General features: G+C 58.3%; 11 protein-coding genes. 4 read left to right on the top strand and 7 right to left on the bottom strand.

Annotated elements, in window-relative coordinates:
• Positions 1-7 precede the first annotated feature (7 nt).
• The gene (locus tag AC5S3R_RS10485) at positions 8-2,458 is read left to right on the top strand and encodes a zinc-dependent metalloprotease (RefSeq protein WP_494266986.1); all 2,451 of its coding nucleotides are present in this window, start codon (positions 8-10) and stop codon (positions 2,456-2,458) included.
• Here the strand turns inward: AC5S3R_RS10485 and AC5S3R_RS10480 are convergent.
• Complete coding sequence (locus AC5S3R_RS10480; protein WP_494266985.1) at positions 2,455-3,864, bottom strand: sensor histidine kinase; 1,410 nt, start codon at positions 3,862-3,864, stop codon at positions 2,455-2,457. The two genes, AC5S3R_RS10485 and AC5S3R_RS10480, sit on opposite strands and share 4 nt — an antisense overlap.
• 3 nt (positions 3,865-3,867) lie before the next feature.
• The gene (locus AC5S3R_RS10475) at positions 3,868-4,578 is read right to left on the bottom strand and encodes a response regulator transcription factor (protein WP_494266984.1); all 711 of its coding nucleotides are present in this window, start codon (positions 4,576-4,578) and stop codon (positions 3,868-3,870) included.
• A 171-nt stretch (positions 4,579-4,749) separates the two neighbouring features.
• Between AC5S3R_RS10475 and AC5S3R_RS10470 the strand changes: the two genes are divergently transcribed.
• The 3 genes from AC5S3R_RS10470 to AC5S3R_RS10460 all read left to right on the top strand — a co-directional run bounded on the left by AC5S3R_RS10470 (position 4,750) and on the right by AC5S3R_RS10460 (position 9,327).
• Entirely contained in the window at positions 4,750-7,632 is a 2,883-nt protein-coding gene (locus AC5S3R_RS10470; RefSeq protein WP_494266983.1) for a TonB-dependent receptor, read from the top strand.
• Between the two features lie 120 nt (positions 7,633-7,752).
• The gene (locus AC5S3R_RS10465) at positions 7,753-8,535 is read left to right on the top strand and encodes a hypothetical protein (protein ID WP_494266982.1); all 783 of its coding nucleotides are present in this window, start codon (positions 7,753-7,755) and stop codon (positions 8,533-8,535) included.
• 3 nt (positions 8,536-8,538) lie between these two features.
• The gene (locus AC5S3R_RS10460) at positions 8,539-9,327 is read left to right on the top strand and encodes a tetratricopeptide repeat protein (protein WP_494266981.1); all 789 of its coding nucleotides are present in this window, start codon (positions 8,539-8,541) and stop codon (positions 9,325-9,327) included.
• A gap of 73 nt (positions 9,328-9,400) precedes the next feature.
• On the opposite strand, the gene AC5S3R_RS10455 is transcribed toward AC5S3R_RS10460, so the two are convergent.
• From AC5S3R_RS10455 to AC5S3R_RS10435, 5 genes are all read right to left on the bottom strand, one after another.
• Positions 9,401-9,910, bottom strand: a complete 510-nt coding sequence (locus tag AC5S3R_RS10455; protein WP_494266980.1) for an SRPBCC domain-containing protein — start codon at positions 9,908-9,910, stop codon at positions 9,401-9,403.
• Positions 9,888-10,238, bottom strand: a complete 351-nt coding sequence (locus AC5S3R_RS10450; protein WP_494266979.1) for an ArsR/SmtB family transcription factor — start codon at positions 10,236-10,238, stop codon at positions 9,888-9,890. The genes AC5S3R_RS10455 and AC5S3R_RS10450 overlap by 23 nt, the downstream gene beginning before the upstream one ends.
• A gap of 71 nt (positions 10,239-10,309) precedes the next feature.
• Positions 10,310-11,464, bottom strand: a complete 1,155-nt coding sequence (locus AC5S3R_RS10445) for a PP2C family protein-serine/threonine phosphatase (RefSeq protein ID WP_494266978.1) — start codon at positions 11,462-11,464, stop codon at positions 10,310-10,312.
• 154 nt (positions 11,465-11,618) lie between these two features.
• The gene (locus AC5S3R_RS10440; protein WP_494266977.1) at positions 11,619-12,215 is read right to left on the bottom strand and encodes an outer membrane beta-barrel protein; all 597 of its coding nucleotides are present in this window, start codon (positions 12,213-12,215) and stop codon (positions 11,619-11,621) included.
• Positions 12,216-12,338: 123 nt separating this feature from the next.
• On the bottom strand, positions 12,339-14,237 hold the full coding sequence (locus tag AC5S3R_RS10435; RefSeq protein ID WP_494266976.1) for a M48 family metalloprotease: 1,899 nt from the start codon (positions 14,235-14,237) through the stop codon (positions 12,339-12,341).
• Positions 14,238-14,331: the final 94 nt, after the last annotated feature.

Genomic DNA, 14,331 nt, shown 5'->3' with positions numbered 1-14,331 from the left:
TTTCAATATGAATCCTCGCAGAGTGCTTGCTGTCGCGCTGTTGACGGTTGCGGCGTCTCTCGCCGCGCAGAGTCCTGATGCTGTTCTCAAGCAGGACGGTTCGTTGCTGCCTGTCCACTGGGATGCCAAGAAGGGGCAGCTTTACCTTGGGGTTCCGCTGACGGAACACTCGGGCGCGCAGTCGCCGGAGTATATTCTGGCGGACTCGCTGCCGTATGGCGTGGGGCAGAATGACCTGGGGCTGGACCGCGGGCAGACGGAAGGCCGCGGTGGAACGCGGCTGGTGCACTTTGAGCGCGTTGGCAACAGGATTCTGCTGGTTGAGGAGAATATACGGTTTCGCACGGAGCTGAGCGAGCCGGCGGAGAAGCTGGCAGTGGCGCAGTCGTTTCCGACTTCGGTGCTGGCGGGGTTTGAGGTTGTTCGCATGGACGGGGACCTTGCGGTTGTCGATGCGACGAAGTTTTTCCTGCGCGATATTCATGGCGTGGCGGAGACTTTGTCTCGCGCGAAGCAGGGCAACTACACCGTAGATGAGTCGCGCTCGGTGATTGTGCCCGAGTTTACGAAGAGCTTTCCGGAGAATACGGAAGTGGAGAGCCTGTTGACGCTTGCTACTTCCGATCCGAGCCGTGCGCGGCTGGTGGCGAATGTTACGCCTGATCCGAGTGCGATGACGGTGCATGAGCGGTTCAGCTTTTTGAAGCTGCCGGAGCCGGGGTATGTGCCGCGCAGATTTTCGCCGCGCTCGGGATTCTTTCAGACGGAGTATCGCGAGATGAATACTCCGCTGGGCGAGCCAGTGGAGCAGCAGTTTATTGTGCGGCACCGGCTGGTGAAGAAAGACCCCAACTGCACGGAGAACTGCGAGGCGGTGAAGCCGATTCACTACTATGTGGACCGCGGTGCTCCGGAGCCGCTGCGCTCGGCGCTGGTGGAAGGATGCCGCTGGTGGGATGATGCCTTTCATGCGGCGGGATGGGCGAAAGGCACGTTCCTGGTGGATGTGCTGCCTGAGGGGGCGGACCCGATGGATGCGCGGTACAACATCATTCAGTGGGTGCACCGCTACAACCGTGGATGGAGTTATGGGGCTGCGATTGCCGATCCGCGAACAGGTGAGATTGTGAAGGGCAACGTGACGCTGGGCAGCTTGCGCGGGCGTCAGGATTATCTGATTGCGGAAGGGCTTCTGGCTCCGTACAAGGACGGGAAGATTCCCGACGCAGAGCATGATGCGGCGCTGGCAATGGTGTTGCAGCGGATTCGGCAACTGGCGGCGCATGAGACCGGGCACACGCTGGGGCTGATGCACAACTATGCGGCGAGCACGATGCCGCACTCGCCGGATGACACGATGTCCGTGATGGAGTATCCGCACCCTTACATCACGCTGGATAAGAATGGTGTGCCGAGCGTGGCGCATGCGTATCCAGTGGGGATTGGCGTGTGGGATAAGGTTGCGATTGATTATGGCTATCGCGAGTTTGATAAGAACGGCAAGCCTTATGAAGACGGTGCGGCGCTGGATGGGATTTTGCATGCAGCGGAGAGCAAGGATATTCGCTACCTGAGCGATGCGGATGCGCGGCCTGCGGGGTCGGCTTCTCCGATTGCGCACTTGTGGGATAACGGCACGAATGCTGCGGAGGAGCTGAATCGTATTTTGACGATTCGCAAGGCAGCGCTGGATAGGTTTGGCGAGAACAATATTCGGATGGGCGAGCCTACGGCGGAGCTTGAGGATACGCTGGTGCCGCTGTACTTGCTTTATCGCTACCAGTCTGAGGCGGCGACGAAGATTATTGGTGGATTGGATTATCGCTACACAGTGCGCGGCGATGGGCAGATGCAGCCGAAGATTGTTCCGGCAGCGGAGCAGCGGGCTGCGCTGGCAGCGGTGGTGAAGACGCTATCGCCGGAGGTGCTGACGATTCCTGAGTCGCTGCTGAAGCAGTTGCCGCCGCGTGCGCCGGGAACACCGCGTACGGTGGAGAGTTTTGCTTCGCACACGGCGCTTACGTTTGATCCGATTGCGACAGCGGAGAGCGCGGCGGATATGGAGCTTGAGTTCTTGTTTAATCCGGCGCGCGCGAATCGGCTGGTGGAGTATCACGCGCGGGATGCGAGCATGCCTACGCTGGATGACGTGATTGATGCGGCGTTGCATGCGGCGGACTCGCAGACCGGCGGGTTGAGTACGCTTGTGAGCGAGGCGGTGAAGGCGCGCATTTACGAGGCGCTATTCCGGCTTGCGGAGAATCGCGAGACGAGTTTTGCTGCAAGCGCGATTGTGGAGGCCAAGCTGCATGCGCTTGGGCAGGAGCAGCCGAAGACTGCGGGTGGCGAAGCGATTCGCCTGCGCATTGCGGACTTTGAACACGACCATACGAAGTTTCAGCCGGAGCCGAGTTTGGATATTCCGCCGGGAATGCCGATTGGCGAGGACGAAGATTAAGCTTCGCGATATGCCGGGCTGGAGGCGGGGAATGTCATCTGGATGGATATCCCGCCTTCGGCACGGTTGATGGCTCGCACAGTTCCGCCATGCAGTCTTACTGCGCGGTCTGTGATGGCGAGGCCTACGCCGTAGCCGCCTGTCTCCGTGCTGCGTGAGCTGTCGAGTCGATAAAAGGGACGGAAGACGTTGGCGAGTTCTGCTTCGGGGATGCCGGGGCCGTGGTCGTTTACTTCGACTGTTGCGAATTGCTTTGCGTCCGCGGTTGTTTTTGTAATGCGGATTGTGACTTCTGTTCCGGGTTCGGTGTAGCGGATGGCATTGCGGATTACGTTTTCTATGGCGCGATAGAGTAGTTCCCAGTTGCCCTGGATTGTGCAGTCAGAGGTTTGTTCAAGGCTGACTGTGCAGGAGCGCTGTTTGGCTTCGTACTCGGCGTCGGGGGCAATTTGCTCGCAAATTTCATTGAGAGAGACTGGCTTGAAATTGGATGCGCCCTCTTTGGTTTCCATTGAGGAGAGAGTGAGCAACTGGCCGATGAGTTGATTGAGTCTTTCGGCTTCACGTTCAATGCGGGCCAGATGTTCGTCGAGTTCGCGGGGAGCGTCTTCTCGCACTAAATCGAGCGCGACACTCAAGCGTGCAAGCGGCGAGCGAAGTTCGTGGGAGACATCGCGCACGAGAAGTTTTTGTGCGCCTACTAACGATTCCATTCGCTCGGCCATGTGGTTGAAGTCGTGAACGAGGCCTTGGAACTCGTCAGAGTGTGCGCTTGCGGATGCGGTTGGAGATTCTTCGACGCGTGTTGCAAGGTCTCCCGCAGCAAGTTTGCGTGCGGCTTTGCGCAGACGCACGAGAGGACGTGTGAACAGGAGCACGAGCACGAAGGTTGTGACGCCGCCGACTGCGATGGCGACGGGTAACTGCGGAAATGCGAAGCGGAAGAATGGATTGCGGTGCAGCGGTGGCGGCTGTGGTCTTTGAATGGAGCTTGCAGGCTGGAACCATACGTATTCGTATTTGATGCCGGTGTTGGATGTGATTGGGATCAGCCACACAGAATGATCGTTGACCTGGCGGCCATCGACTCTGTCGGGGAAGTGTGGGACGAGGCCAGCGAGGGATAGTGCATTTGGCGTTTGGCAGATGAGTTGGCCGTGCTCATCCAGCAGTGCGGAGCCGGAAGGCTCATAGCGCGCGGCGTTGTTGGCGAAGCTTGCGCAGCCGCCTGATTCGTAAGCTTGAAGGCCTGCTGCGGCATTGTGCCGGAGGTTGCTGTCGAGCGCGTCGGAGACAATGTTGGGACTGGGGAAGCGCTGGCGAATGATGAGCGCTGTTGAGATGACGAAGATGAGGCTTTGCGCAATCCAGAAGATGGCAAAGATTTTCAGGAAGAGTCCGCGCATGGGTTAGTTTCCTCCGCTTGCGACGGTTCGGCGGAGCACAAGCTGATAGCCTGTGCCGCGAACTGTTTTGACGCGGTCTTCCGTGTTGTCCTTGCTGGCAAGTTTTTTGCGTAGGCGGCTTACGTGCATGTCGAGGCTGCGGTCGAAGGGACTGAATTTGCGTCCGAGGACTTTTTCGGCAAGGCTTTCGCGTTCGACTACTTTGCCGGGGGAACGCATGAGCACTTCGAGTAGTGTGAATTCGACATCTGTCAGTTCGATGCGCTCGCCGTTGCGCGTGACGGTGCGCGCGGCAGGGTCCAGCACGAGGTCATCGACGATGAGCGCGGAAGACTTGCCTGCTTGCGCAGGTGCTGCGCTGCGGCGGCGGATGGCACGAATGCGGGCGAGGAGCTCGCGTGCATTGAAGGGCTTGGCGAGGTAATCATCCGCACCGATTTCGAGGCCTATGATGCGGTCTACGTCTTCTCCGCGAGCGGTGAGGAGAAGCACATTGCTGGAGGAGAAGGTGCGAAGTTGTTTGAGAACTTCGAGGCCATCCATGCCGGGCAGCATGATGTCGAGCAGAATCATGGGCCAGGTGCGGCTGCGCGCGGCTTGAAGGCCGGTGTCGCCGCGATGCACGGCTGTGACGTGAAAGTCATAGCGACCGAGGTAGTCGGTCAGCATGGCGCATAATTCAACATCGTCGTCGATCAGGAGGATATCTTCCATCTGTTTGCAGGCTTCCTGCATTAGGGTAACGCCGCGGCGCATTCTTTTGCGGAAAATCCTTGTAATGAATGGTCACGGAGCGCGTGACACAACTTTACACAGCGTTACTCAATGTAACCGCACTCGTTGCGGCTTTGCGTTCTTCTGGATGTAGTTCAGAAAGGCGCAATCGTGATTCGTAAATCTACTCTTGTTCGATTCGTTGCCGGCTTGCTGGTGGTGGTTGGCATGACGGCTACTTTGTTTGCCCAGGAAGCTACTGGCGGCATGAAGGGCACTGTTGCTGACCCGTCTGGCGCGGTGGTGCCTCAGGCGGATATTACGCTCTCAAGCACGAGTGGAAGCTCGCGCACAGCGAAGAGCAATGCTGTGGGCACGTATGAGATGACGCGTCTTGTCCCAGGGCGCTATACGCTGACCGTTACTGCACAGGGCTTTGACAAGGCCGTGGTGAGCGACGTGATGGTGTTTGGCGGCAAGGTTGTAACGCAGGACGTGAAGCTGGAGATTACGGTTGAGTCCGAGGTGAAGGTCAGCACGGAAGATACCGGCGTGAGCGTGAGCCCGGATAACAATGCGAGCGCGCTGGTTATCAAGGGCAAGGATCTGGATGCTCTTTCAGATGATCCGGATGATTTGCAGAATGAGTTGACGGCGCTTGCTGGTCCTGCGGCTGGTCCGAGCGGCGGGCAGATTTATATCGACGGATTCAGCGGTGGGCAGTTGCCGCCGAAGAGCTCGATTCGCGAGATTCGCGTGAACCGCAATCCGTTTTCCGCGCAGTATGACAAGCTGGGCTATGGGCGTATTGAGATTTTGACCAAGCCGGGTACGGACAAGCTGCATGGTTCTTTCATGATGAATGGAAATGACAGCAGCTTTAACTCGCTCAACCCTTTTGTGAAGGATGAGCCATCGTATTATTCGACATTTATGAATGGCAGCGCGAGCGGTTCGTTGAGCAAGAGCGCGTCATGGTTTGCGAGCGTGTTCAGCCGCAACAACCAATCCAATGCCATCATCAATGCGAAAATTCCTGATGCTAACGGCAACCCCGAAGATTATTCGCTTGCGGTGGCGAATCCTCAGTCGAGGCTTGATGTGAGTCCGCGTTTTGATTTTCAGCTTGGCGCGAACAATACGTTGAGCGTGCGCTACATGTTTGACCGGCAGAAGCAGACAAACAGCGGCGTTAGTGGAACTTCGCTGCAGACGCAGGCTTATGATGTGCTGAATCATGAGCACACGCTGCAGATTAGCGACACGCAGGTTGTGTCCCCGAAGATCGTGAACGAGATGCGCTTCCAGTACATTGCTGCACGCGATGGGCAGGTTGCTTCATATACCGACCCGACAGTTACCGTGCAGGGAGATTTTACCGGAGGCGGAAGCAACTCTGGTACGGTTCACGATAATCAGGACCAGTTTGAATTTCAGGATTATGTCACTGCGGCGGAAGGAAAGCATGCGCTTAACTTTGGTACGCGGCTGCGGCTTACGCATGATGTGAACTCTTCCACGTCCGGCTTCAATGGCAACTACATCTATTCCTCGATGGGCGACTATGTGGCGGGCGCGCCTGCGGAGTATGACGTGACTGCAGGCAATACGACGGCTTCGGTTAACCTCTTCGATGCTTCGTTTTTCTTCCAGGATGATTGGAGCGTGCGTCCGAATTTTACGTTTAGCTATGGCGTTCGCTATGAGGGGCAGAACCGCATCAGCGATCATGCGGACTGGGCTCCGCGGCTTGCGTTGTCGTGGGCTCCGGCGGCGCGGAATGGGAAGAAGGCGAGTACGGTTTTTCGTGCGGGGTATGGATGGTTCTTTGACCGCTTCTCGGAAGCGTATGTGCTGGATGCGATTCATCAGAATGGCGTGAACCAGAAGCAGTATGTGGTGAAGAATCCGACCTTCACTTCCAATGCTCCTTCGCCGTCAGAGCTTGCGGCCAGCAGCGTGGCTGCGCCCACGCTTTATTCGCTGGCGCCGAACTTGAAGGCTTCCGTGAATATGCAGGCGGCGGTGGGTGTGGAGCATCAGTTCGGCAAGATTGCTACAGTCTCTGCTACGTACATCAACTCGCGTGGTGTGCATCAGTACATGAGCGACAATATCAACGCGTATATTGCTTCGACGTATGACCCGGTGGCTGGAACGGGAACGCGACCGAATGGGATTGACGAGAATATTTACCAGTTCCAGTCGGGCGGCGTGTACAACCAGAACCAGTTGATGGTGAATTACTCGATTCGCGCGAAGAAGCTTGCGCTGTTCGGGTTTTATCAGCTTGGCTTTGCGAAGGCGGATACTTCGGGCGCTACTTATTTTCCTTCTAACCAGACGAATCCGGGTGCGGACTACGGGCGTGCGACCTTTGATGTTCGCAATCGCTTCCTGATAGGCGGAAATTACCAGGCTCCGTTTGGCATATCGATCAGCCCGTTTCTTGTTGCGGATTCCGGAAGCCCGTTCAACATTACGATTGGCGGGGATTTGAATGGAGACAACCAGTTCAACGACCGGCCTTCGTATGCGACGTCTGCCACTGCCAGCACGGACGTTGTGACGACGAAATACGGCGACTTCGATATCAATCCGAGCGCGAGTGCTGCGCGAATCGCATACAACATGGGGAATGGGCCTGCGCAGTTCAGCATGAATATGCGCGTGGCCAAGAGCTTTGGCATTGGGCCGCGCGTGGAAGGCGGAGTAGGCGGTTCTGGTGGTGGGCCGGGTGGTCCAGGAGGACCTGGAGGGCCGGGCGGCGGAGGTCATGGTCCCGGTGGCGGTGGGCCTCCGGGAGGAGGACTGGGACCTGGTGGGCTGAGCGGCAGCAATGGGCCGCCGAGGCTTGACCAGTTGGCTCCGCGGCGTTATTCGCTGACGTTTTCTGCGATGAGCCATAACGTCTTCAATCACACGAGCCTGGCTGCGCCGGTGGGTGTGCTGAACTCTTCTTCGTTCGGCCAGTCGATTGCAACTGCGGGAGGGTTCTTTGGGTCGGCGGCTGCTAACCGGAGTATCGATTTGCAGGTGATGTTCAGTTTCTAAGCTGGTTGTGAACACCGAAGGCCGCTGCATGGGCCTTCGGTGTTGTTTTTGCAGGGTGCGCTTGTCTGTGAAAACTGCTTCAGGCTTCGATAAACTATAGGTTCGAGTTATAGAAGCCACATGTCAGCCGAAATTATTCTTCAACAAAGTCCGGATCACATTGCTCTGCTTGATAAGCGTGAGCAGCTTGCTGCCGTGCGCGGCAGGCTTGCGGAGCGCGAGGCGGAGCTTGCGCAGCTTCGCGCGCAGATGCGGAGTTTTGAAGGGCGTTATTTTCGGCAGGTGGGCGTTCTTTACGCTGAGCTTGATGACATAGAAGCGCGGATTGCGGAGCGTGAAGTTGACCTCTATGACTCAGACTCTGCACGCAACCGTGCGGAAGAAGCGCGGCAACGTGCGAAAGACACGCATGATGCTGCGTTTGGCGAGGCTAGCGAGGCTGAGGAGTTTGATCCGCCGCCGAGTCTCAAGACGCTCTTTCGCGATGTGGCGAAGCGCATTCATCCTGATTTTGCGCGTGACGATGCGGAGCAGAAACACTTTACGTTGCTGATGGCGCGTGCGAACCAGGCTTACCGGCGCGGCGATGTAGAGATGTTGCAGCGGCTTCTGGATGATTATCGCGAGGCCAATGCTTCGATTGCCGGGGAGGGTGCGGCTGCGGAGCTTCTTCGCATCACACGGCAGATTCAGCATGGAGAGCGCGATATTGCCGCGCTGGATACAGAGCAGAGTGAGTTGCTGGCGAGCGAGATTGCGCAACTGTATGTGGATGCGGAGGCGGCTGCGAATGAGCATCGCGATCTGCTTACGGAGCTTGCGACTCGCGTGCGCGAGCAGATTGCCGATGCGAAGTACAGGCTGGAGTTTGTGGAGCGCCAGGTGTGGGCGCAGAGAAAATAGCGCATGAGTGAGAAAGACAAAGGCGGACTGCAGCATGTTCCGGGTGGCGCTGCGTTATCGCGGCACTCTTCGCGTACGGGAATCATTTCGCGTGGGCGGCGTGAGGCTGCGGATGCGGCTTCCAATGTTCATTACCTGCAGGGGATGGCGGAGTACAACACGCGGAACTTCGGGGCGGCTGCGGCCAGCTTTCAGTTAGCCGCCGAGCAGGGGCATGCGGAGTCGCAGTACATTTTGAGCACGATGTATGACGCGGGGCAGGGGATTGCGCAGGATGGTGCGCAGGCTGCCTACTGGGAGAGCAAGGCTGCGGAGCAGGGGCATGCGTATGCGCAGGCGAACTTGAGTTTTCGTTATTACTCCGAGGATGATTTTGCCGAGGCATTTGCGTGGTGCCAGCGCGCGGCGCATAGCAAGCTGGCGTGGGCGCAGTACAACCTTGGGCTGATGTATCGCAAAGGCGAGGGCGTGCCGCAGAGCGATGCGGATGCTGCGTACTGGTATCGCATGGCGGCGATGCAGAACTTTGTTGAGGCTCAGCAGAAGCTTGGGGACCTCTACTACTTTGGGACGGGCGTTCCGCTTGATTATGAGAAGGCGGCGGAGTGGTATCGCAGGGCCGCGGATAACGGTAATGCGGAGGCGCAGTTTCAGCTTGCGCATCTTTACGCTGTCGGCCTGGGCGTGGAGAGGGATTATGTGCGGTCGCGCAACTGGATTCGCAAGGCTGCGATGCAGGGATATGAGCCGGCAGTGCGTGAGTTGAAGAAGCGGGAGTACCGCGATGCGTAAGGTTTACGCGTGAAAAAGGCCGCTCAACCGAGCGGCCTTTTTGTTTGAAAACCAGAGAGCCGCGTTGCCGTTGTTATTTTGCCTTCACGAGTTCCGCAACAACGTCCGCAACTTTATCGAGTGTCTGCTTGATGCCTTCCATCTGGCCGCTCTCGATTGCGTTCTGCATGGTTTCATTGCCCATGAAGGTGAGTTTGGTCTGGCCGTTTCCAAGGTCTTCAAAGAGAGTTACGTCATACGCGCCTTCTATGGCTTCATGGTCAATTCCGAGTTCCGCGGCTTCAATCCTGTTTCCTTTCGAGTCGGAAAAGTACATGATGGAAACAATTTTCTCGAGCGGAATGATCTCGAAGTATTCCCCGGCATTCCAGAAATCCTGTCCATCCGGCGTTCTCATGCAGTAGAGAAATTTTCCTCCTACGCGAAAATCTATCTCGCAATGAGGCGAAGTAAAGCCCTTTGGTCCCCACCATTGCATCACGTATTTCGGGTCTGTCCACGCCTTCCAAACCAACTCGCGTGGGGCATCAAAAACTCTGCTGACAATCATTCGCTCTGTTTCACTTACCGTGCTTTTTGTCATGTCCAATCTCCTCCTGTTTCATTTGATTGACAACTGCGTCCAGCTTGTCGAAACTCTCTTCCCAGAATTGGCGGTAACTCATGGCCCAGTCGCTGACGGTCTTGATCGCCTCCGGCCTGAGCGTGCAGATGCTCTCCCGTCCACGTTTTGTCTTGATGACAATGCGCGCTCGAACCAGGCAGGCAATGTGTTTGGAAATCATTTGTTGCGAGAGGGCGAACGGCTCCGTTAGTCCATGCACTGAGGCAGGCCCGCGGGAGAGCCGTTCGACCATCGCGCGGCGGGTTGGGTCAGCTAAAGCCGCGAATGCTGTATCCAGAGAATTCACAACCAAATGGTAGTGGATTATCGGGCAATGTCAAATGAAATTTGCGATTTCTGATGTTGAGGTCGGAAAGCTTAAGAAGCGGTTCGCTCGATGGTGACGACGGTGATGTCGTCGGACTGGCCGAAATGGACGGAGGTTTCCACGATTTTTGCGGCGGGCTCAGTGGAGATGGCCTGCGTGCGGTCGAAGCCGAAGATTTCGCCGCTGGGGTTGCGGGCTTCTACTACTCCGTCGGTGTAGAAGGTAAGGCGGCTGCCGGGAGCGAGTGTGAAGGTTGTTATGGGGTAGTCGCCGCTGTTGTCGATGCCGAGCGGGAGTGAGCCGGAGAGCGGGATTTCCGCGCCGTTGAGGTAGGGCGGCAGGTGCCCAGCGTTGGCGAGGGTGACGGCTCCCGTGCTAGAGATGTGTGCGGCGAGCGCAGTGGAGAAGCCTCCGTTGGCGCGGCCAATGAGGCGCTCGTGCAGGGTGCGCAGGATGCGGATGGGGTCGGTGGTCTGTTCGGCGATGGTGCGCAGCGCGCCGACGAGCATGGAAACGAGCATGGCGGCGGTGAGGCCTTTGCCAGCAACGTCGCCAATGACGGCGAGGATGCCGCCGTTGCCGTCGGCGAGAATCTGGAAGAAGTCGCCGCCGACCTGCTGTGCAGGGGCGTAGGCGGAATCGACGTGGAAGCCGGGGAAGTTCTCGCTGCTGCCGGGCAGGATGACCTGCTGAATCTGGCGCGCGGCTTCCAGTTCGCTTTCGAGGACGGCTTTTTCCGTATGTACGCGGATGTGGCGGCGGCTTTCGCGGACAAAGACGATGACGAAGCAGGCGTAGCCGAGGGAGATGCCGATGGCTATGGCAAACGCGTCCATGCCGAGCCGGTCGCGCACGCGGGATGCGGCGGCATCTTCTTTGGCTGGTGGCTGCGTGTCGGGAAACCAGGAATGTACCAGGCCCATCAGGAGGAATTGCAGCACCACTACGGGCAGAAACAGCTGCCAGAACCAGCGGATTGGGCGTCCACGCCGCGCAATGCTGATGCCGGCATAGTAGATGGCGAAGAGCCCGGTAATCAGTACTCCGAGGAGGAAACGGGGAAGAGGCTGGCGGCCCATGCCGACGATGTCGTTGACAATCCCCATGGCCGCGAAGGTGAAGAAGACAGCCACGAGAAAGATGGCGGTGTTTTGGGGTGGGATTTTGCTCCACGGGTTGAGATTCTTCAAAGGGTCCGCTGGCATTCTCTGGAAATCTCCAATCGGAAACAGGCCCTGCTGCCGGGGCGCAGCAAGCTATGGATGGAGTCTATATGGTTTTTGTGGGGATGGAACGGGGAAGGGAGGAAAGGCGAACACCGCAGGCCGGGGGGTGCCTGCGGCAGTCAGGGAGAAGTGGTTAGAAGATTTTGTAGCTTACGCCCATGCTGAAGCCGTAGGGGTGAATCTTGATATGCGAGGTGGTGCCGTCAGCATTGGCGCGGTTGCTGCCGTCGAACTGGTACTCAAAGTCCGCGAGCCGGGCAACGAAATGCTTGGAGACTTTGCGCTCGACTGTGCCGCCGAGAGCGATGGAGCTGAACCAGCCGACCGCGGTGTCGGTTTCCATGTTGGCGGCGCCGAAGAGTACCTTGCCGTAGGTGTCGTAGTGACCGAAGAGGCGCTTGATGGGAACGCGGGGGCCAACGAGATAGTGGTCCTGCTTTTCGTCGGACTGGGGCTCATCGACATAGGCGTTCCAGCGCATCCAGCGGGCCTCTCCCTCAATTTGAATCCAGTGGGTGATGCGAAGGTCTGCAATAGCTCCGGGGCCGAACTTCCAGTTGGTGATTTTGTTGCCGTCAGGGTCAACTTCCGAATAGCCGGGATTGAAGGCCGAACCGATGACGCCGGCGGAGAGAGAAAGCTGGCGCTGGCGTGCGGCGTAGTCGGCCTGGGCGCTGGCTGCCGCGGCGGGAACTGCCATTACAAGCAAGGCAAGAAGAAACCTTTTCATACTCATTAAATCTTTCCTTCCACAATAAACCGGCGCGGGCATTGGCGCTGGGATTTTTCTGGGGAAAATGCAGAAAAGAAGGCCGGGAGCTTTTTCAGTCCCGGCCTTCCTGTTTCGGTCCGATTACGGAGTTTGCGGCGCGGGCGTCTGCGCTGGAGACGTTGGAGCCGGGACAGCGAGCGGCTGATTGTCCGCAGGCTGCTGGCCAGTCGTGGGAGTCGTTGCCGGAGGATTCTGCGCCGGAGCTGCGCCGGGCGCCGGGGCCGCGTTGGGGTCAGCCACTGGCTGGATCGGAGCCGCATCCGTGTACCGCTGCAGGCGGTAGTAGATGGGCGTTACTTCCATCGGCATCTTCTCGCGGGCGTTCATCGGTGCATAGGCCTTGACGTTCAACTGTGCCACGCGGTCATCCCAGGGATTGACCTTGAGCCAGCTTCCCAGCGGCAGAGCGGGGCTCTGCGAGAGGTCATCCCAGTTGAGCTTGGGAGCCTGGTGGGCCAGCTCGCCCATCCACGGCGTGCCGTCCTGCTTGAGCAGGGAGTCGCCGAGGCGCGGGGTGTTGAGTGCCTTGAGAACCTTGCCGCGGTCGGCCAGCTGCTCCCAGTAAAGGCCGGCCTTGGGCAGCTCGTCCTTGTACATGGAGGCCTGCAGGTACTGCATGGCGGTCTTCGCTGCCGATTCGTTGTCCGCATCCTTGTGGTACATGTTGATGCGGCGGAAGGTGGACTCGTCGGGGAAGAGCAGGCGGTCGTTGAAGGCGTAGCGCGTGTCGATGTGGTGTCCGAGGGCAACGTGCGCAAGCTCCAGCGCAATGACGGAGGCCAGCGTTCCTTCGTGCAGCGGGATGGTATCGATGAGGCCCTTGGAAAGCAGAATGGTGTTGCCGACGGTGGTGGCCTCAATGGTGCTGGTGAGCAGGATGCGGCAGTGCACCGGGGTGGTGAAGGCGAGGTTGTTGGGCACGGCGAGGTTGGTGACAACCTGGTCGAGCACCTTTTCTTCAAATCCGCCGGGCGTAGAGGGAGCAACAAGGCCGGCCTGCACGAGGCGGTCGATGACGTTGTCCTCAGCCTGCGTGACCCACTGGCGCGAGGCCTGCAGCGGGCTTACATCCTGCGAATCGGCGCTCTTGTCATCGGCGTTATCCACGGTGATGTTGCCGTTTTCGCTTTCGCGCTGCGGCAGGCGGAGCGAGTAGCCCCAGAAGTGCGTCTGCGCCTTCAGGCCGAGGGTCTTGTCCCGCTCGGAGCGCTGCGACTCTTCCACGTAAACGGCGACGGGGAGCCAGATGTCGGGCTGGATGTTGTTGCGCCAGCTATCGAAGTGGAAGTAGAGGCCGGAGGCATCCTCATTGGTCGGCGGGGTAAAGGTGCCGTTGAAGCGCACGAGGTTGCCGCCTTCATCCTCAATCCAGATGCGGCCATAGAAGTGGCCAGGGCGGATTTCCTTGGGGTGCACGTCGAAGACCCATGTGCGGACCGAGCCGAGGAACTCGCGGCGGACGTAGTTGAAGACGTAGTGCTCCTGGTCAAAGGAGGTGGGGTCGGGGAACATCATGTCCCGGAAGCCGCCTTCCACATAACCAAAGCCGCCGGTGCCGAAGCCGAGAGCTTTGCTGAGGCCGCCGAGCGCCGAGAGCGAGCCCTTGAACCAGCCCTTCTTGTCCTTGGATTCTTCGGCGCGGGGCGTGTAGTCCTTGTCGAAGAAGCCCTTGCCGAAATCCACGCGGCTCAGCATATAGGTATCAGAGACGGGAGTGACGCCGAGCTTCTGGTCGGGCCGCGTGTCCTGAATGTAGGTTTCAACCAGCGGAGTGCGCTGCTGAATGTTCTTGATTAAGACCTTCTCGCGCGCAATCGCCCTCTGCACAAGCGCAGCCTGCTCCGGCGTCAACTGGTGCTGCTGCTCAAACTTCGGGTCCTTCTTGGCAAAGGCCGAAGGAGCGCTGAGCGCCAGTGCCAGAATCGCGAGCGCCGGTAACGTGCGTACCGGGAGCGCGAGGGGAATCTTCCGAAAACTCATGGGAACTCCTATTATTTTTTAGTCTCCGCGGATTGAACCTTAGGCAATGCCGCTGCAACTGAGATTCAAAGAAACTGCCAGAACTTCATCTCTT

Source organism: Occallatibacter sp. FHG110214_02 (assembly GCF_059115385.1).
Note: the sequence above shows the minus strand (reverse complement) of the source record. Positions and strands in the feature narration are given on the sequence as shown.